This window comes from Hyunsoonleella jejuensis, from assembly GCF_900111025.1.
GTDB classification, from domain to species: domain Bacteria; phylum Bacteroidota; class Bacteroidia; order Flavobacteriales; family Flavobacteriaceae; genus Jejuia; species Jejuia jejuensis.
Genome location: NZ_FOFN01000001.1, coordinates 1,149,519 through 1,170,637, shown reverse-complemented (window position 1 = coordinate 1,170,637; position 21,119 = coordinate 1,149,519). Strand labels below are relative to the sequence as shown.

Genomic DNA, 21,119 nt, shown 5'->3' with positions numbered 1-21,119 from the left:
AAATAGCAGTCAAGTAATACATTAAAATCAAGAAGCATGAATTTCTAAAATTAATCTCAGTTAGGAAAAAATTATCACGAAACAACAAGAATATTTAAAGATACAACTTACCCTAAACTAGAGTGCGCTCTTATTTTAGTTAACACACAAATAATATTCATCATTTCTAGTACTATTTACATCATTACGGATGAAGCTCATCCGTAGTTTTAACTAAATTTGCAAAAAAAGAATACTATGAGATTTCACACTATTTTATTTGCTGTGTTTATATTGGTCGCCTCATGCGATAAACCAACAATGAATATAACTGTAATACCAGAACAAGAAGCACCAATCGATAATAACGATGGCGATGGTTTTGCTAGCGAATTTGATGATGGAGAAATGAGAGACATGACATCTGTTGCAATTGTTTCTGAAATGAAAATAGGCTGGAATTTGGGAAACAGCCTAGATGCTGAAGGCCCTACCGAAACCCATTGGGGCAACCCTGTTACCACAAAAGCTATGATTGACGCAGTAGCAAATAGGGGTTTTAAAACCATAAGAATACCAGTAACTTGGCGTTTCCACCAAGGACCAAGTCCCGATTATACTGTTAGCAAAGCGTGGTTGGATCGTGTGGAAGAGGTCGTAAATTACGCTAGAGCCAATAACATGTATGTTATCCTTAATACGCACCATGAAGATACTTGGATAATACCTACTTATGCGGAAGCCGACGAAGTAAAAAAAAGACTATCAAAATTATGGACACAAATCGCAACCAGATTTCGAAACTATAGCGACTATCTAATTTTTGAAACACTTAACGAGCCCCGTTATGAAAACACACCACAAGAATGGACGGGCGGAACCGCAGAGGGCAGAGATGTAGTAAACCAATACCATCAAGTAAGTTTGGACGCCATAAGAGCTACTGGAGGCAATAATATCTCAAGGCACATCATGATTTCAAGCTATGCAGCAAGTACGCTGCCTGTTGCCATAAACGCACTAAAAATTCCTAACAATGATGAGAAAGTCATCGTCTCCCTTCATTCTTATTTTCCTTTTCCTTTTACATTGGGGGGTACTGATACAACTTGGGGTACTAACAGTGACAAACAAGCCTTGGATGCCGAAATGGATAAGATAAAGGCTAAATTTATTGATAACGGCATCCCCGTAGTACTTGGTGAATGGAGTTCTGGAAACTTAAACAATTTGTCTGACCGTATCACGCATGCCGATTATTATGCCAAGGCAGCAGCGCAAAGAGGCATGCCGTCCGTTTGGTGGGATAATGGTAAAATTGGCGTATCTAACGACGATTTAGGCATATTTAACAGGCGAAATATTACCTGGCCTTTTGATGATATCGCCAATGTAATCATTAAAGCCTACCAATAAATAAAAAAACCTTTTTTAAGACGACTCAAACCAATAACAAAATTTGGGTGTTACCCTTGCTTCGAGAACCTCAGCCACCATGGGGCTTACCAGCCAACTTAGCGGTTTTTTTGGCAGTACTAAGCGTTTTTGCCTGAAGCCAATTCGGGTAATTATCAGTAACTATAAATGAGTTATAGTATAGCAACAAATTTTAAAAAATCATTGTTTTTTGCTACCAAAATGTAAAACTTTCCCTGCACCTGAATCATCGCGAGGTCTTTAACATCACCATCAATAAATAGTCCTGTTTGTGTGGCACTTAAGGCATTAAAACCTTTACCTTCCTTTTGGCCTTTTAAAAACGTACCATAACCAGCATCTGCCCTAGGTGTTTCAACTTCCGAAGCATATAAATTACCGCCAAGAACCATATCCTTAATCCCGTCAGAATCAAAGTCCTTTACCAAAATTTGATTTGTGGGTGCAATTTGCGCCTGTATAGGCAAGTCGCGCCTGATAAACTTCCCATTTTCGTTTACAAATACGGCACTTTTAAATGAAGATACTTGATAGTGTATGGCGTTCTCAAGTTTTTTCTCACTATAAACATCACTCAACGTTGCTGTTGAGAACTCATTATAATTTTTAAATTTCTTCTTAATTGATGGTATTTGTTGTGAAGAACACTCTCTACCCCTTACAGGATACTGCTTCCCTTCGTTATAATAACTCAAAACAATATCATTAGTTCTGTTTCCATCAAAATCATTTAAGTAAATATCAAAAGTAGCCTCATCCGAAGCTTTATACTTGTAGTTATCTCCAAGATTTCCTCCAACCAAATCAATATCGCCATCATTATCAATATCGTCAGCCACTAAACTAAACCACCAACCTCTTGTTTCATCTAAACCAAGGGCTTTAGTAGTTTCAGTAAAACGCTTTCCTTTATCATTTTTAAAAACCCTAACCTGCATCCATTCTCCTGTCACAGCGAGGTCTTCCCAACCATCATTATCATAATCAAACCATTGTGCAGCGGTTACCAAACCTATTCTACTTAATTCAGGAGCAACATTCTGAGTTATATTTCTAAATTTAGGCTTACCCGCTTCACTTATATTCTCTAATATATAACTAGAAGCTGGGTATGGATAATTTGACGGCACAAGCCTGCCGCCCACAAATAAATCCTTATCACCATCCTTATCAAAATCATAAGCGTAAACTCTACTACCGCTTTCGCTTATTGGTGGCAATGCATTATAACTTTTAATGAATTCACCATTACCTTGATTCACATAAAGTCTATCCATTAACATGGGTGATCCACTATTAAATTCGTTTCCACCGCTAACAATATAAAGGTCATTATCTCCATCGTTATCAGCGTCAAAAATAAGCGAACCAATGTCTTCATGTTTTCTATCCTCAAGCAGTATCTTAAATTTTTGTTGCTCAAAAGTACCGTCGCTTTTCTGAAAAAATAATCCTCCCGGGTATTTTGATGCGGCGCCAACATAAAAATCATCCAAACCATCACCATTTAAGTCGCCCACTGATAAACCAGGGCCAAATTGAGACGTTTTATGTGGCAAAAGGATTTCCTTTTTAAAATCATCATACCTGTTCTCCTTGTGCTTGTATAGCGCTAGTGTATCTGTAAAACTCTCAAATAACTCACCAGCAGCAATATTATTTTCAACAACCTTTCCTCCTTGAGCCTGATTTACATCCAGAGTTATTGCAGTATTTATTTTGACATCTGATAACTTTTGGCTTTTTTGATTTGGCCAAACAACTACCAAACTATCAATTTTTTCATCATCACCAAGCCCGAAATGAAGCTTTGGTGCTATTGATGATTGAAATCCACGACTTAAAGACAGCTCTTGAACTTGATATTTATTGTTATGATACAAGTGTATTTTAGCTCCTATGCCATGGGTGTTCTTAGCGCTTCCTTTAAAAGCTACCGTTAAATGATTACTAATATCCGCACTATGATTTTCAAATAAAGACGCATAATTATCTATATTATTTGTGACCAATTCTAAATCCCCATCATTATCCAAATCCACATAAACAGCACCATTGGAAAAGCCCTTATCTTCAATACCCCAGTTTGCATTACTTTTTGAAAATGTGAGATCCCCATTATTCTTAAAAACATAATTATCAATGGGTTCTGTTGGAATGTTTAGGCTTTTAATTAACAAACTATCCTCATGTTTTTTTTCACCTCGAAGGCTCTCAAAATAGTCTTTATTGTTTATTTCTCTTCTTGTACCGTTAGAAACAAACAGGTCTTTATAGCCGTCATTGTCAAAATCAGCCAATAGTGGTGCCCAACTCCAATCTGTGGAAGACACTCCTGCTAAACGCGAAATATCCTTGAACTTTGGAATGCCTTGATGATTAAACCCTGTATTGATCTGAAGCGCATTCTGCATATATTGGTACTGAAAACCCACACGCTCTATATTTGCAAAAAGCTCAGGATTCATACTAGCCATGTTGGCTTTGGAGCGTCTGTTAGACGAGGCATCCATATCCATTTGGATGATATCGACATGGCCATCGTTATTAAAATCTGCTATGTCCACACCCATTCCATAAAATGCAGTATGAGCCGTGGCACTCTTAATTTCGTTTTTAAACGTGCCATCTTTTTGATTGATATATAAACAATCTGGTGTACCAAAATCATTGGAAACATAAAGATCGATCCACCCATCATTATTTATATCAGATGCTGTAACACTAAGCGAAAGGCTATATAGCCTAACTCCCGCGTTGTTTGTAATTTTAGTGAATTTTCCACCATCGTTTCTATATAAATTATCGGTTTCTGTATCTGTTACCCTATCCATGCGCATCTTGTAATGATAGCTATTGTATTCAAATGGTGTAATGGGATAGTTAGCAACATATACGTCGAGATCACCATCATTATCGAAATCAAAAAAAGTGGCATCAACACTATTACCAGCATCATCTAAACCAAGATTAGATGCTTGCTCTTTGAACGTATTATCGCCTTGATTAATGAAAAGTTGATTTTTTTTATTTCCAGATTGTCCAGCAACTAAGCAATAGATATCCATTAAACCATCTCCATTTACATCTGCCATAGTTGTACCTGTGTACCATCGTCTATCTCCAGAAAGTCCAGATTCCTCAGTAACATCCTTAAAATTTAGTTCGCCCTGATTAAGGTAAAGTTTGTTATCCACCATATTACCCGAAAAGAATAAATCGGTAAGGCCGTCATTGTTAATATCGCCAGCAGAAATACCGCCACCCATGTATATGTAAGGATAAGTAAAGTAGTTTAACGTATCATTTTCAACTAAGTTGTTTTTAAAAACTATACCCGTATCCTCAGGTAAAAGTTTAGTAAAAATCTTTTCTTTATCCGTATTACCTGAATTTTTCTCTATAGCATCATTTCCTGCGCAACCTAAAATGGTTGCTCCCAAAACCAACATAACAATGTATCGCAACATGGTGTTTACTTTTTAACTTTCTTTATTTGCTTAAATTAAAAACAAATGAGCGAAAAGAAAAACTTCCGCCCATTTATTAACTAAACTAAACAAATTACTCAATTAGTATCCGGGGTTCTGATCCGCTCCGGTCATTTGTGTATTCGCATCTATCTCATTCTGAGGTATTGGCATTACACGATGTACAGATGGATCATAATTCCTGGTGACTCTCAATGATGGATCTGGATTGTTAAAATTAGCATCTGGAAAAATTGATAATTCCTGATCGTCTAAATTCCATCTTACCAAATCGTCAAATCTTACTTGTTCCCCACACAGCTCTACAAATCTTTCATGCACAATAGCATCAAATATTTGTTCTTTTGTGTTTACTGGAAAACCTCTTGCGTCCATTGTTGCAGTACCATATCTTGGCATGCCTGCCCTGTCCCTTATTTCATTTAGAAAATCTACAGCGGCATCATTATTATTTAAATTCATTTCGACTTCTGCTTGCATAAGTACCACATCGGCATACCTCATTATTCTTACATTCACCCCACTATTTTGTGATACATTTTGCTCATCATACAATTGTGAAAACTTATACCAAACAGGTCCACCAACACATCCAGGGCACGGAAATTGAAAAGCATCTCCTGGTCCATAACTATTGGTATCATCCTGCAAAATAGCAAGGTCTAACCTTGGGTCATCCTCCTCAAACTCTTCTATAATTTTAGTAGATGGCCGTGCATTAGCCCATCCAGTGTAGTCTTGAGAGCGAAACGTTACTTCTGACGTTCCTATACCTGTTTGCGCCCATCGCTCTGCTTCAGTACCAACTTCTCCATTGTAGCCTATCTCAAACATAGACTCATCATTATGTTCTCCTGTTTCACTAAAGTTATCACGATATTCCTCTATTGGAAGTAGACTATGATTTGTAACATTGCTAAAGGCATCTTTAGCTTCAGGGTATAACTCCCTGTGCAAATATACTTTACCAAGCATGGCATAGGCAGCCTCTTTTGTAACTCGTCCTTTTTCCGTTGCACCTTTAGACAAAGTTAATGTGGTTGACATTTGTAAGTCTGCTATGATTTGATTGTAAACTTGATCCGCCGTTGCCCTAGGTTCGTCATTAGTAGCTGTCAAAACATCGATTTTTAGGGGTACACCACCAAAACGCTTTACTAAGTGATAATAGTAAAGTGCTCTTAAGTAATAGGCTTGTCCTAATGCATTATCAATATCTTCGTCAGAAAAATCGGAGCCTTCAGCATTGGCTCTCATCCTGTCTTCATTCCCTATAACAAAGTTACAGGCTCCTACACCATTGAAACAAGCAGTCCAATACAATGCGATATTATCAAGAGTGGCATTAAACTCAAACCTATTATAAGGTGCAAAGTTTGGATCTCCACTAGCGACCACCTCATCCGAAATTGCATCCGGAAAAACATAACCTACACGCTGATATAAGGTTTGAAATTGATTATAAGCTGAGTTAACAGCCGCTTCTACTTGACTTCGAGACTCAAAGAAAATCTCAGGATTTAATGCATTTGTATTCTCAACAGGTACATCTTCGTCACATGCAGCTATAAGGAATAACGCAAACAACGCTGCAAAACCCAAAAAATAATTACTAAATTTTTTCATCTTAACAATTCTTTTATTTAAAACTCTATTTGAATTCCGCTCAACACGGTAACTGGTCTTGGTTGTGCACTTCTGTCAATTCCTAGCCCATCCACAAGCCCTAGCGCATTGTAAAATGGTGCTATTTCTGGATCAAGTCCTGTGTAATTAGTGAAAGTTAACAAATTCTGACCTTGTACATAAATCCTAAGCTTTTTAATTATGCCATTGCCTGATTTATTTATCCAATTACTTGGAAGATTATAACCAACCGTAACGTTTCTCAACCTAAGATAAGAGGCGTCTTCAACATAACGGGAAGAAATTTCGTTATTAATGTTTGATCCAAACCTAAATCTTGGTATATCTGTAATATCTCCTGGGTTTTGCCATCTTCGTATTACGCGAGTGCCGTAATTTAACCCATTATCTAAACCTTCTAAATAGTAAATGTTACTATTAAAGGCATCAACACCTTGTACGCCATTGAGTAATACATTAAAATCCCAGCCTTTATATTCGGCTCTAAGATTAATAGCATAGGTAAAGTCTGGATTAGGATCACCAATAACAGCTCTGTCACCTAAGGTAACCAATCCATCACCATCAATATCAAGATACCTTACATCGCCTGGTTGAACTGGTACAGCAGCATTACCATTATTAGGTAGCTCCGCATCTATTTGCTCTTGGGTAGAAAAGACACCATCAGCTACTAAACCAAAAAAATGGAATGGAGCTTCACCTACTGCTAATCTATTTAAAGGAGCAGCAAATGGTGGATTCAATCTAGCACGTTCAATGGGTTCTCCACTAACACCTAAACTTTCAACAACATTTTGAGCAGTTGTTAAATTAGCCCAAAAATTCCATTTAAAATCTCCTTTGTAATCATTGTACCCTAATGTGAACTCAAAACCTTTTACATCTACAATACCCACATTTCTTATAACTGATGGTCCTGTTTGCGCATTCCCGGGAATACCTGCTGATGCTGCTAATTCTACGGGTATTAATAAATCCTCACTTCTGTTTTTGAAGTAATCAATAGTTACCTGTATCTGATCGTTCAAAATGCCCAAATTAAAACCATAGTTCTGCTTAATTTGAGTTTCCCATCTTATATCAGGATTAGCTGCATTATTTGGACTAATACCAGTTGCTGTTTCATTATTAATTGAAGAAGGTAAATTTAGACCTAATGTAGGCAAGAATTGGTTAACTGTATTTCCAGTCCTATTATTTCCTGTCTCTCCATAACTTGCTCTTAGTTTCAGATTATTAATCCAATCCACATTAAAGAAGGATTCATTAGTTACGTTCCAACCTAATGCCCCAGAGAAAAACCATTCTGAAGCATTTTCAGGAGAAAATCTTGAAGATGTATCTCTACGTCCAGAAGCACTTACCGAATATCTTTTATCAAACTCATACCCGCCAAGAAATAGAATAGAATTTAGATTTTCTGGAACAGAAAAAGATGTGGCTCTAGCATTGGGTGAAAATACTTCGGGAATACTTGATGACACTGTGTTATTATCAGATATGGAAGCTGACTCTAGCTTAATTTTCGTTTGTTCTAAAACGGCAGAAGCGTTTACGGAATGCTTACCATAAGTCCTATCAAACCCTAAGGTATTTGTAAATATGGTTTGAGAAACTGTCTGTCTATTTTTAGTAATAAAATTTATAGGGTTTTCAAATCTACCACCACCTTCTTCAAAAGCTCTATTTTGCGCATCAAATAAATTCAAATTTGCATTTAAACCAAATTGTGTTCTAAAAGTAAGTCCTTTAGCCAATTTAAAAGTAGCATATAAACTACCAATGATAGATGAAAATCTTGATAAGTTATCGTTAGTCTCCTGAACTCTAATTTGATTTCTTGCATCATTGAGATCGCCTGAAGCAGTTCCACCAAAAAGACCATTTTGGTCGATAACAGGAACATAGGGTGCTTGCCCAATAATGTTCCACAAAGGATCTCTACCCTCAAATTGTTCTGGAAGTACTGTTTCACTGTGTGCTAATGCAAGCGTTTGTCCTATATCTACCCAATCAGCTATACTAGCATCTGAATTGATATTCAACGTTGATCGGTTAAAGCCAGTATCTATATATACACCATCCTGACTAAGCCTAGAAAAACCTATATTAAATCTAGCTTTTTCACTACCGCCGTTTATATTACCGTTAACGTTATATAAGGGTGCTTGTCTAAAATAAGCATCTTGCCAGTCTGTATCTATACCATTACCATCAAACAAGGGGTTGTCATTTATTCTTCCTACTGGGTCATCTGGTCCTCCATTTTGTCCTACTAGTGCATTTATTTCTCTCAAGAATTGGATATATTGTGAAGTATTCATAAGGTCGTACCTTCTGTTGAACTCCTGAATCCCTGCAGAAGCTTGAACTGTAAAGGTTGCTTTACCTACCTTACCCTTTTTTGTGGTAATTAAAACCACGCCATTGGTTCCTCTTGAACCATATACAGCAAGTGAAGCGGCATCTTTTAATATATCAACTTTCTCTACACTTGATAAGTCGAGACTATTAATACTGTTAGTAAAAACACCATCCACAACGTAAAGTGGCGTACCATCACCAAATGTGTTTACACCTCGTATTTGTACTAGGGTTTGCGATCCAGGAGAACCTCCATTTGTAATAGTTACACCAGCGGCTCTTCCTTGAAGTGCTTGCCCCAAATCTGCCGTTGGAAATTCACTAAGATCTTCTGATTTCACAACAGAAACTGGTGTATTTCTTTGTGTACCGTAAGTTACAATAACCACTTCATCTAGACCGACCAAGTCCTCGTCTAGAAAAACGTTTACCTCTTTTTGTCCGGAATACGTAACTTCTTTAGTTATAAAACCTACAAAAGAATATACAATAATATCGCCATTACTTAGATTATCCAAGGTGTACATTCCATCAAAATTTGTAACTACTCCTTTAGATTGGTTTTTTACAGTAACGTTAGCTCCTGGTAACGGTCCTCCGTTAGAAGTAACTGTTCCAGTGACTGTTTGTCCCATGATTTGACCTACAATGGTCAAAAAGAAAACAATACATAAGTTCTTTAATTTCATGTTCGAATTTAGTTTTGATTAAATAGTTTAAGTTTCTTGTTGGTCTCACAAATTGTTATGAGTAATACCAACAACTGCTTTATTGATTGCAATTTATATTTAGTAGTTGCAACGAGAGCAATTTATTTGATGCAATAAATATTTCATATGTTGCATTTGGACATTATCCACAAACACCTGTGTTTTATATGGTTTTTTAAACACCCTTGCAGACTAAAACAAAACACTTTTTAAAAGGCTAATATCTAATCGCTCTTCCTGCTTTTGGGTAATTCTCCAAACTGTTTCTTATAACAAACTGTAAAATATGATGCAGACAGGAAACCTACTTTATGGGCAACTTCACTTACATTTAAATTTTTATCATTTTGAAAAATCACCTTAGATCTTTCTAATCTTACTCTTCTTATAAACTGTATGGGGGACAAGCCCGTTAGCGTTTTTATCTTTCTATAAACCTGACTTCTACTTAGGCAAAGGTGAGAAGATAGCTTTTCTACATTTAAATCAGGGTTTTCAATATTCTCATAAATGAATCCTAGCACTTTTTGAATAAAATCATTGTCCAAATCCTTTTCCTTTTTCTCTTCATTTAAAGGCGCTGCTGTATTAGCGTACTTCTCAGATAACTTTTCACTCTTTGCAAGAAGCTCCTCCAGAACCACCATTAGTTCGTCATTGTCAAAAGGCTTCACGATATATGCGTCGGCACCTCCCTTTATTGCTTTTATTCTATCCTCGCTCAAGTTTTTTGCTGTAAGCATTACTATAGGTATACTGCTTAGGTTAGGATCATTCTTAACTTTTTTACAAAACTCTATCCCATCCATAATTGGCATTATTAAGTCTGAAATAATTATATCGGGACTATGTTCCATAGTTTTTAGCCACCCTTCTTGCCCATCCGACGCCAAAACCAAATCGTACTCTTCTTTTAAAACTGATACTAAGTAATCTTGAAGATCTACGTTATCCTCCACAATCAGCAATTTATTCTTTACTTCTTTTTTTGAAAGAATATCTTCTATGTTATAAACTTTAGTTTTAGAGATTTTAGGTAACTGCAACATTTTATCTGACAATTTCGATGAAAATTCCTCGTCTTTAAAATATTCTTTTCCGTAAGGCAAAAACACCTTGAAACTTGAACCTTTTCCTAATTCGCTCTCTACTTCTATCAAACCTTTATGAAGTTTAATAAAGTTTTTAACCATATCTAAACCCACTCCAGTACTACCGTAGTAAGATTTATTTAATTGCCCTACTTGATAAAATCGTTCAAAAATTTTATTATAATCTTTTTGGTCTATACCTGGCCCATTGTCCTTAACACTAATTTCTAACACAGGTACGGGAGTGTCTTTATCTAATAGTGGTAATATCTTTTTCTTTTTAGAAGCAATCTTTACTCGAATTTTCCCTTTATTAGGCGTTACCTTAAAAGCATTGGATAACAAATTAAACAATACCTTATCCAGTATCCCTTTATCTGCCCATATATTAAAATCTATGCTTTCATATTTTAAATCCAGTTGTATTGATCTTCTTTTAGATTCTTCGTTAAAAAAGCTGAGAATGTTCTTTGTACTTTTAACAATATTAAACTCGCTCAATTTTAATTGAAGCTTATTGGATTGCAGCTTTCTAAAATCCATAAGTTCGTTTATCAATCTAGAAAGGCGTTCAGCGTTTTTATAAATGATATGATATTTTTGTTGTACAGACTTTGACGCTTCTGTATTATGCTTCTCGATAAGCTCCTTTATTGGGTTAATTATTAAGGTAAGTGGTGTCCTGAATTCGTGTGATATATTTGTAAAGAATTGAAGTTTTTGCTTTTGCAGTTCCACTTTTTGCTTTCTTCGTTCTCTCTCGAGTCTAAAAGTATTTCGCTCGTTAACATACTTGCGATACGAATACATTCCAACTAACACAAATAAACCAAAACAAATAATGTAGGCAATGTACGCCCATATAGTTTTCCACCACGGAGACTGCACCTGTATCTTGAGAATAGCAGATGCGTCATTCCATATATTATCATTATTTGAAGCCTTTAACTTAAAAGTATAATCTCCTGGCTCAAGATTAGTATAAGTTGCATTCATTTTTGACCCAACGTAATTCCAGTCTTCCTCAAAACCCTCCAAAAGATAGGCAAACTGGTTTTTTTCTGGCCTTGTAAAGCTAACGGCACCATAATCTATAGTAACAACACGTTGATCATGCCTTAGGGATATTACATTAGTATCACTTTTGATAACTAAAGGACTATCCTTGTCGCTTTTATTTACTTTTTTATTAAATAATTTTACACCTTTAAGATAGGGTTTTGCTAAATAAGGGTTAAACGGTATGTTTTGTGGATTTATAATATTAACCCCGCTCTTGGTACCTAAATATAAATTGTTGTTATTATCTAATATTGCTGCTCCATCTATCAAAAAGTTTTCAAGCAAACCATCATAAATAGTAAACTGAACAACATCATTGGTATCTCGATTAATTTTAAGAATTCCCTGTTTACTACTAACCCACAGCTCATTTTTTACAGGCTCAAAAATGGTATTTACAAATGATAAATCAAATCCTTCCAACTCAAAAGATTCAAAACACTTCTTATCTCTTTTGTACTCAAACAACCCACCGCCATTAGTCCCACACCATACCGTTCCGTCTTGCGTCTCATAGATATCTAATATTCTATTAGAACTTGGGTGGCCAGCAAATTTGGACGAAATAGAGTCATTATGTGCAGTTACTACATACTCATTATTATCTTTATTGTCGATTTGATATAAACCAGACGACGTCCCTATCCAAATATGACCAGAACTATCGTTGTGTATCACCTCAATATCCTTATCCACTACTTCTGACCTAGCATAAAACTCCCCACTTGGTGAATGAATTTTTCCAGTATTATAATCAAAATAAAAAACCCCTTCTAAAAAAGAACCTATCCAAACCTTACCAGTACTATCTTCAGCAAAACATTTAACTTTATTTGTTTTTAGAGCTCCAGAGGTATTAACTTTATTAAAGTTTACAAAAGTTTTACTCCCTTTTTTTAGAAAGAAAAGCCCCTCGCCCCATGTTGCAACCCAAGCATTACCCTTACTATCTATAAAAACATCTTCAATATATAGTCCCTTTTTCAGGCCTTTATATTCTGAGCTTTGTTTCCCATAAATATTGGCTACAGTACCACTACTAGTATTTAAAATATCAATTCCATTTATTTGAGCTATCCATATATTACCATCTCCTGTTTTAGCAAATGCCTTTATTTCATTGGTATGAATGCCATTGCCTTCCTCCTTCCTTTTAATAGAATCGAACTTGTTATGGTATTTATCAAAAAAACCTAAACCATTTTCGTAATAGCCCAACCATAGCCTGTTCTCGTTATCCAAAAACATGGACCAAACAGAATCTGAACCCACGCCGTTAAGATTTTTTACGCTATACAAATAGTGTTTTACTATTTCTCCCGTCTGATCCAAAACAAAAAGACCTTCATTTTCTACAGATACAAAAACATGATCTAAACCACTTGTAATAGCCATTGTAGCACTATCAACGATATCTAATTTATCGAAAGCAACTATTGATTTTTTTAAATCACCCTTAAAAGTTCCATTTTTAAGCGTTCCTATCCATAAAATCTCTTGTTTGTCAATATGCAAACTTGTTATGTATTCCCCTAAAATACCAGCTCCCAAACTTATCTCCTCAAACCCTCCTAATTCATGATATCTCTCCACTTTCAATCCAAGATTAGTAGCTGCGTATAAATTCCCTTTCGCAGAAAACTGCATATCTAAAACCCCTTGACCTTCTAGCCCATAATCCTTTAACATGCCACTCTCCATATCTAATACCATAATACCATCATAAGTTCCCACAAGAAACCTATCTTCATATTCAGCGAAGCTTAATACACTAACGTAGGCGTTTTCTAAGTTGTTATAATATGAGTGATTATATCGCTTAAATGAATTTTGCTCTTCATTATATACGCATAGCCCTGCATCCGTTCCAATCCATAATCGCTGAGAACTATCTAAAAACAGGGCTGTTATTGAATTACTATTAACACTATTGACATCGTCTATAATATGCCCATAATACGTATAAGAAAAACCATTATATTTATACAAGCCAGCACCATCGGTAGCTATCCATAAAAACCCATTTCTATCACGAACTATTGATGTAATGGGGCGTTGAAATATATTATTTTCAACGGTATTAAACTCTAAAGCGGTAAAATCAATTTGGGAATAACCGTTCACTATGTTAAGGAAAAACAAAGTCAAAAATATATATCTATAAAATTTCAAAAAATAACGTTTTTTAATAATCATAAAATATGTAGCATTTAGAAGTCAAATAAATGCAATTTGAAACTAATAACAATAAAATATGTAGCATTTTAGACCTCAAATGTTGCAAATACAATATTCACAAATGTTTACATGCTTCTAAACACAAGTAAAATATTATATTGTTCCATAAATTTAAAATAAACTAGAACTATGCGACCGTTTTTATTGTTAATTGTAATCTTATTATTTGTCTCTTGTAATAGAGATTCTGAGTTTGACGCTATACTTATAGAAGGACCTGCTCCTGAAAGTATTCAAGCCAACATAGCTTTTAATAATTCGGAACCTCCATTCGAGGTAACGGTAAGTCCTACTGCAATTGGAGCGACAGCTTTTGAAGTATTATCGGGACTTCCGGGTGACACCCCTAGCCTTATTGGTATTCAACAAGAAATCATGTATTTATACCCAGAATCTGATGAGACCTTTTTTGTCACAATCAGGGCCATTGCACCCAATGGCAAAGTGACAGAGCAACTTTTTGAAGTAATACCTCCTGCCGATCCCTGTACGCAAATTTTTAGTGCACCGGCTACTTGGGATGATGGCAACATAGCCTTTTCTTTTGGATTTAATGGAGTAGATCTTACAACAGTTGAAAACCCAGACCCATCAGGTGCAAATCCTGAGGTTTCAAATGTTTTGCAAATTACGCAAGATGGTGGGGGGAACTTTGATGGTTTTGGTGTTCAAATGAATAGCCCAATAGATTTTAGCAGTGATGGTGAGAATGATGATAAAATCGTAAGACTTAAGTTTTGGTCAAACACACAAATACCTTTAAGATTAACTGTGCAACAGGACCCTAATAATGATACAGAACGTGAAGCAGAAGTTAATCTTATACACACTGGAACAGGTTGGGAAGAACTAAGGTTTGATTTTACAACGGCCACTGCTGGTTTTACAGGATCTGGTGCTCTGGGCATTCCTGACTTTACACCTTTTGAACCTACAGGACAGTACATAAGATTTCAAATGTTTATTAGTCCAGGAGATGATGTATCTGGTACATTCTACTTAGACGACGTAGGTGTTTGCCCATAACTTAATCCATCTCTAATTTAAATAAAATTAATGAATTTTCACATACGTATTATGCTCCTCTTTGTTTTGAGCATTGTAGCATGCTCTAACGACAAGTCTCAAACTAATACACAGGAAAATAAAGAAGCTCCTAATTTCGAAAAAAAGGCGAAAGAACTTGTAGCTTTAATGACCCTAGAAGAAAAGGTAGGACAAATGAACTATGAATCTCCTGCCATAAAAAGACTTGGAATACCAGAATACAATTGGTGGAACGAATGCTTGCATGGTGTTGGTCGTGCAGGAAAAGCTACCGTATTTCCACAAGCGATAGGGCTTTCAGCGATGTTTGATAAAAATCAAATGAGCAAAATATCTGAAATAATATCAGATGAAGCTCGTGCAAAACACCATGAATTTGCTTCACGAGGAAAAAGAGGTATCTATCAAGGCCTTACATACTGGACACCTAATATCAATATTTTTAGAGATCCTAGATGGGGGCGAGGCATGGAAACCTATGGAGAAGACCCCTATCTTGCTGGAGAACTAGCAGTAAGATTTATAAAAGGGCTTCAAGGAGACGACCCAAATTATTTAAAACTTGTAGCAACAGCAAAACATTTTGCGGTACACAGTGGTCCTGAAATTGATCGTCATCGATTCAATGCGGAGCCCAGTGCTCAGGATTTTTTAAACACTTATAGTCCACATTTTGAAAAAGTGGTTAAAGAAGCTAATGTGTATTCAGTAATGTGCGCTTACAATAGTTATTTTGGCGAACCTTGCTGTGGAAGTAAAAAACTGAGTAGCTTATTACGTGATGATTGGGGCTTTGAAGGTTACATTGTTTCCGACTGTTGGGCCATCAGGGATTTTTATGATAAAGGCGCACACGAAATAAGCGCCAATGCTAAAGAAGCTTCTGCCATGGCAGTAAAGGCCGGTACAGATTTAAACTGCGGTAATTCATACCCTGCCTTAGTACAAGCAGTAAAAGATGGACTAATTACTGAAGCTGAACTTGATGTTTCTTTAGAAAGGTTGATGGTAGCTCGCCTAAAACTTGGCTTATTTGCACCTGAAGGCGCAGTTAAATATGAAACCATACCTTACGATGTTGTAGATTCTGAAAAACATAGGCTTGCAGCTCTTGAAACTGCTCGTAAATCTATGGTACTGTTAAAGAATGACAATAATACATTACCGCTCAATAAAAGTAAGATTAAAAAAATAGCAGTAATTGGATCAAACGCAGATGATTTAGAAGTATTACTAGGTAATTATAATGGTTATCCTGAAGAACCCATTACACCACTAAAAGGATTACAAAATAAGTTGCCTAATGCAGAAGTAGTTTACGCTACAGGATGTAAACTAGCTGAGGGACTACCTGTTTTTGAAGCTATTCCAAGCACTGTATTATTTACAGATAAAACAAAAAGCACTGCGGGTTTAAAAGCTGAATATTACGATAATATTTCTTTTGAAGGCACACCAAAACACACTCGAGTTGACAAAACCGTATATTTTACATGGAGAACTACACCTCCTTTTCCTGATATAGCTTATGACGCCTACTCCGTAAGGTGGACTGGAATACTTTCAGTTAACAAGACAGGAAATTACGCCCTAGGCGGTGAAGCTTTTTCATCCATTCAATTATTTTTAGATGATAAGCTTTTGATAGAACGAAAAGATGTACATCACCCAAAAAAATTATATGAATATGTAAAACTACAAGCTGGAAAGAACTATAAAATTCGATTTGAATGTGTTCAAGATAATACAGAGCATTCCCTAATGCATTTGCTTTGGGAGTCACCTAAGGATAATTTAGAACAAGAAGCACTAGACATCGCAAAGGATGCTGACGCCGTTGTATTATGTATGGGTATTAGTCCGTTACTGGAAGGTGAAGAAATGAAAGTGAAAGTTGATGGATTTTCTGGAGGAGATCGCGTTAACACCAAATTACCTAGGACGCAAACAGATTTAATTAAAAAAATTCAGTCACTTGGTAAGCCCACTATATTAGTATTACTAAACGGTAGTGCACTTTCGATAAATTGGGAAAATGAAAACATTCCAGCTATTATAGAGGCATGGTATCCAGGGCAAGCTGGAGGTACTGCCATTGCAGATGTTATCTTCGGAGATTATAATCCAGCCGGAAGATTACCAGTTACCTTCTACAAAAGTATTAATGATATACCTACATTTAGTGATTATGATATGAAAGGTAAAACATATCGATATTTTAAAGGAGATCCGTTATATGAGTTTGGTTATGGGCTTAGCTATACCAAATTTAAATACGGTAATTTTAAAACGCCTGAAAATCTTGAAGCTGGTAATGAGTTTACAATTGAGGTTGACGTTGAAAATGTTGGTGCTTTAAAAGGTGAAGAAGTGATTCAATTATATATTGAAAATCCAAATGCAGATGAATATAATCCTCATAAAACATTAGTAGCTTTTGAACGTGTTTCATTTGAACCGAAAGAAAAGAAGACTTTAAAGTTTAACATCAAGAAGGAGCAGCTATCTATTGTGAATAATGAAGGAGAAAAAATCATACAACCAGGAGCTTATAAAATATCTGTAGGTGGAGCTCAACCTTCAAGTGAAAGAGTAAAAAATGGGACAGTACTTTCTGAGAAGTTAAATATTACTGGAAAAGTATTCACATTGCCTAATAATTAAATACTTAATATTAGGCAATTTAATTCTTGATAATATAATAATCTCCCTTAAATTAAAATATCTTAATTTAAGGGAGATTATGTTTTGTTAATGGTCGTGTAGATATTGATATATCCAGCACAACACTCCCCTTATAAACTCAAGTAGCTGATTTTTAAATAAATAACCCAATATTGCTACTTAAAGGGATTGCATATACCTAAAGGCTCCGCCTTCAAAAAGGACAAACTCCGCCTACAAATTCAAGCAAGCAAATTACAATTTATTTTATTCGTTTACTGGGTCGCGGGATTACATATCCCACAAGGCTCCGCCTTGAAAAAAGAAAAGTTCTGCTTACAAATTCAAGCAAGCAAATTACAATTTATTTTATTCGTTTAATGAGTCGCGGGATTACATATCCCACAAGGCTCCGCCTTGAAAAAAGAAAAGTTCTGCTTACAAATTCAAGCAAGCAAATTACAATTTATTTTATTCGTTTAATGAGTCGCGGGATTACATATCCCACAAGGCTCCGCCTTGAAAAAAGAAAAGTTCTGCTTACAAATTCAAGCAAGCAAATTACAATTTATTTTATTCGTTTAATGAGTCGCGGGATTACATATCCCACAAGGCTCCGCCTTGAAAAAAGAAAAGTTCTGCTTACAAATTCAAGCAAGCTTGATTTGACACAGAACTTTTCTTTTTATTCGTGACCCCGGAGGGATTCAAACCCCCAACCCTCAGAGCCGAAATCTGATGCGCTATTCAGTTGCGCCACGGGGCCGTTTATTCCAATAAAAACTGGAATCTATTTTAAGAGTTAAGCTAATTTGGCTTTTACAATGTTAGAAATAGTTTTTCCATCAGCTTGTCCTGCAAGCTGCTTACTAACAATTCCCATAACTTTACCCATATCTTTCATGCCGTCTGCTCCAATTTGATCGATTGTTGCCACAACCACGTTTTCTATTTCTTCTTCACTTAAGGCTTCCGGTAAAAACTGATTAATAATTTCAGCTTCGGCCAATTCTGGCGCTGCTAAATCTTCTCTACCTTGCTCTAAATACACAGCAGCACTATCCTTTCGTTGTTTTACTTGTTTTTGCAATATTTTAAGCTCTTGATCTTCAGAAAGCTCATCTCCTGCACCACTTTCTGTTTTGGCTAAAAGAATTGCAGATTTTACCGCCCTTAATGCGGCTAAAGCTGTTTGGTCTTTAGCTTTCATCGCATCTTTTAACGCTGCCATAATATCTTGTTGTAAACTCATAACTAATTGTTTTGAAAGTGTCGCGAAGATAGAAAAAAGAGTTAAAAAATCCCGAAAAGAATGAGGGAAACTCTTCGGGATCATAACTTAAGTGAGGTTAAACACAGAAGTGTCTTCTTAATCTACATTGTCATGCAAAAAAGAATTATTTGTTCTTAGCTGTATGTCGTCATTATCATCTAAACCCACACTTGTTCTAGACATATCTGTTTCAGAAGAATGTTTTGCTTCATCTAAATTCACGCCCTGACGCTTATATGCTGGTACTTTTTCTATATCGTCAATCTTCGCATTGTTAAACTTGTAGTTAAAATCTTTCATCTTTCGTCTACGCTCAGCAGTACGTTGTTTTAATATTTCTGAAATTGGCAACTCTGTTGGCTCTACATTTTCTTCTATCACTTCTTCAGCCACTTCCTCTTCAATTACTTTTCTTTCGAAAACTACTTCTTCTTGAACCTCTTCAGCTACTTTATCAGCAACTGGTTGCGAATTCATTGATGATTCTGCTTCAATATAATCGTCTAAAGCATATCGCACATCACTACCTTCTTCATTGGTCTCAGTTACTGTAATCAATTCAACATAATCGTTTACAGATATATCTTTTACTTCATCTTCATCCAAACTGTATGTGACCTTTTCTTCTACCTCAGGTTCTTCTTCGTTTACTGTAGATAAAGGTAAATCAAACGTTAACGTAATTTGTTGCTCTTCCTCTTCACGCTCTATAACTTCCTCTTCAACTTCCATAGTTGTTACTGGCTTGATAATAAAGTCATCTTCTTCAATATTAGCATTTACCTCATCGTATACCACATCTATATTTTTTATCAATTCTGATGTTGGAACTAAAGTAATATCTTTTGGAGCTTCTTCCGCCTTAGGCTTTTCTACTACTATTTTTTCGGCAGAAACAATCTCTTCTTCAACTTCATCTAAGTCCAATGTATGTCTCACAACAGGGTTCGGCTCCTTTTTTTCTAATTCTACAATAGGCGCTATTATTACAGGTTCTTTATCTTTCTTTTCGGAATCATCCTCTAAAGCATGCACTACTTTCTTGGTTTCAGTATTAGAAATTTCGTCTTGCTGCTCAATGTTAAAACCTGTAGCAATTATGGTTACAGAAATTGATTCTTCTAAGGTTTCGTCCTCTCCAACACCCATAATAATATTTGCTCCATGACCAGCCTCGTTTTGAATATGATCGTTAATCTCTCCGATTTCATCAATAGTAATTTCTTGAGCTCCTGACACGATAAGTAACAATACATTTTTAGCTCCAGTAATTTTGTTATCATTTAACAAGGGTGAATCTAAGGCTTTACGGATGGCATCTTGAGCACGATTTTGACCAGAAGCGATAGACGATCCCATTATTGCAGTACCACTATTACTCAATACAGTTTTAGCATCCCGTAAATCGATATTCTGTGTGTAGTGATGAGTAATAACTTCGGCTATTCCCCGAGCAGCAGTAGATAGCACCTCATCAGCTTTTGAGAATCCTGCCTTGAAACCAAGGTTACCATATACTTCACGAAGTTTATTGTTATTGATTACGATTAACGAATCTACAACGCTTCTTAATTTCTCAATACCGTTTTGAGACTGCTCCAAACGCATTTTTCCTTCGAACTGAAATGGCATGGTTACAATTCCAACGGTTAAGATATCTTTATCCTTTGCCATTTTAGCGATAATCGGTGCAGCACCCGTGCCCGTGCCGCCACCCATACCTGCAGTGATAAACACCATTTTGGTATTGGTATCCAGCATTTGGGAAATTTCATCAAAACTTTCTACCGCAGATTGTTCTCCTATGTCTGGATTTGCACCTGCGCCTAGTCCTTCGGTTAAGTTTACGCCTAATTGAATTTTATTTGGCACACCACTGTTCTGCAATGCTTGCGCATCTGTATTACAGATATAAAAGTCTACTCCCTTTATACCTTGCTGAAACATGTGGTTAATAGCATTGCTACCGCCGCCGCCAACGCCAATTACTTTTATTACATTAGACTGATTTTTAGGTAAATCAAATGCAATACTTCCGAATTCGTCTTTGCTGCTCATAAATTCTTTTTTTCTGGGGTTCTAAATATTATTTTCAATCAATGGTTAATTCTAC

General features: G+C 36.0%; 9 protein-coding genes and 1 tRNA gene. 3 read left to right on the top strand and 7 right to left on the bottom strand.

From position 1 onward, the window contains the following. Positions 1-237 precede the first annotated feature (237 nt). Positions 238-1,395: a glycoside hydrolase family 5 protein gene (locus BMY39_RS04985; RefSeq protein ID WP_092576404.1), complete on the top strand. Its 1,158-nt coding sequence runs from the start codon at positions 238-240 to the stop codon at positions 1,393-1,395. Between the two features lie 173 nt (positions 1,396-1,568). Here BMY39_RS04985 and BMY39_RS04980 read toward each other — a convergent pair whose 3' ends face one another. The 4 genes from BMY39_RS04980 to BMY39_RS04965 form a co-directional block, all read right to left on the bottom strand. Next, positions 1,569-4,886, bottom strand: a complete 3,318-nt coding sequence (locus BMY39_RS04980) for a CRTAC1 family protein (RefSeq protein WP_092576402.1) — start codon at positions 4,884-4,886, stop codon at positions 1,569-1,571. A gap of 102 nt (positions 4,887-4,988) precedes the next feature. Next, positions 4,989-6,533, bottom strand: a complete 1,545-nt coding sequence (locus tag BMY39_RS04975; RefSeq protein ID WP_092576400.1) for a RagB/SusD family nutrient uptake outer membrane protein — start codon at positions 6,531-6,533, stop codon at positions 4,989-4,991. Between the two features lie 17 nt (positions 6,534-6,550). Beyond that, positions 6,551-9,610, bottom strand: coding sequence for a SusC/RagA family TonB-linked outer membrane protein (locus BMY39_RS04970; protein ID WP_092576396.1), 3,060 nt, complete (start codon positions 9,608-9,610; stop codon positions 6,551-6,553). Positions 9,611-9,855: 245 nt separating this feature from the next. Then, positions 9,856-13,908 carry a hybrid sensor histidine kinase/response regulator transcription factor gene (locus BMY39_RS04965; RefSeq protein ID WP_177176545.1) on the bottom strand — a complete coding sequence of 1,351 codons (4,053 nt, stop codon included), beginning with the start codon at positions 13,906-13,908 and terminating at the stop codon, positions 9,856-9,858. A gap of 243 nt (positions 13,909-14,151) precedes the next feature. Here BMY39_RS04965 and BMY39_RS04960 point away from each other — a divergent pair, with 243 nt between their 5' ends. Next, entirely contained in the window at positions 14,152-15,048 is an 897-nt protein-coding gene (locus BMY39_RS04960) for a hypothetical protein (RefSeq protein WP_092576390.1), read from the top strand. A gap of 30 nt (positions 15,049-15,078) precedes the next feature. Next, entirely contained in the window at positions 15,079-17,733 is a 2,655-nt protein-coding gene (locus BMY39_RS04955; protein WP_092576388.1) for a glycoside hydrolase family 3 C-terminal domain-containing protein, read from the top strand. 692 nt (positions 17,734-18,425) lie between these two features. Here BMY39_RS04955 and BMY39_RS04950 read toward each other — a convergent pair. The 3 genes from BMY39_RS04950 to ftsZ form a co-directional block, all read right to left on the bottom strand. Beyond that, a tRNA-Arg gene (locus tag BMY39_RS04950) sits at positions 18,426-18,499 on the bottom strand. 36 nt (positions 18,500-18,535) lie between these two features. Further along, positions 18,536-18,985, bottom strand: a complete 450-nt coding sequence (locus BMY39_RS04945) for a GatB/YqeY domain-containing protein (RefSeq protein WP_092576383.1) — start codon at positions 18,983-18,985, stop codon at positions 18,536-18,538. A 117-nt stretch (positions 18,986-19,102) separates the two neighbouring features. Then, on the bottom strand, positions 19,103-21,064 hold the full coding sequence (gene ftsZ / locus BMY39_RS04940) for a cell division protein FtsZ (protein WP_092576380.1): 1,962 nt from the start codon (positions 21,062-21,064) through the stop codon (positions 19,103-19,105). Positions 21,065-21,119 lie beyond the last annotated feature (55 nt).

What these genes read in the sequence shown, in the direction of transcription:
- BMY39_RS04955 (WP_092576388.1), top strand. Translation starts at nt 15,079, where the DNA reads ATGAATTTTCACATACGTATTATGCTCCTCTTTGTTTTGAGCATTGTA.
- BMY39_RS04975 (WP_092576400.1), bottom strand. Translation starts at nt 6,533, where the DNA reads ATGAAAAAATTTAGTAATTATTTTTTGGGTTTTGCAGCGTTGTTTGCG.
- BMY39_RS04960 (WP_092576390.1), top strand. Translation starts at nt 14,152, where the DNA reads ATGCGACCGTTTTTATTGTTAATTGTAATCTTATTATTTGTCTCTTGT.
- BMY39_RS04985 (WP_092576404.1), top strand. Translation starts at nt 238, where the DNA reads ATGAGATTTCACACTATTTTATTTGCTGTGTTTATATTGGTCGCCTCA.
- BMY39_RS04945 (WP_092576383.1), bottom strand. Translation starts at nt 18,985, where the DNA reads ATGAGTTTACAACAAGATATTATGGCAGCGTTAAAAGATGCGATGAAA.
- BMY39_RS04980 (WP_092576402.1), bottom strand. Translation starts at nt 4,886, where the DNA reads ATGTTGCGATACATTGTTATGTTGGTTTTGGGAGCAACCATTTTAGGT.
- BMY39_RS04970 (WP_092576396.1), bottom strand. Translation starts at nt 9,610, where the DNA reads ATGAAATTAAAGAACTTATGTATTGTTTTCTTTTTGACCATTGTAGGT.
- ftsZ (WP_092576380.1), bottom strand. Translation starts at nt 21,064, where the DNA reads ATGAGCAGCAAAGACGAATTCGGAAGTATTGCATTTGATTTACCTAAA.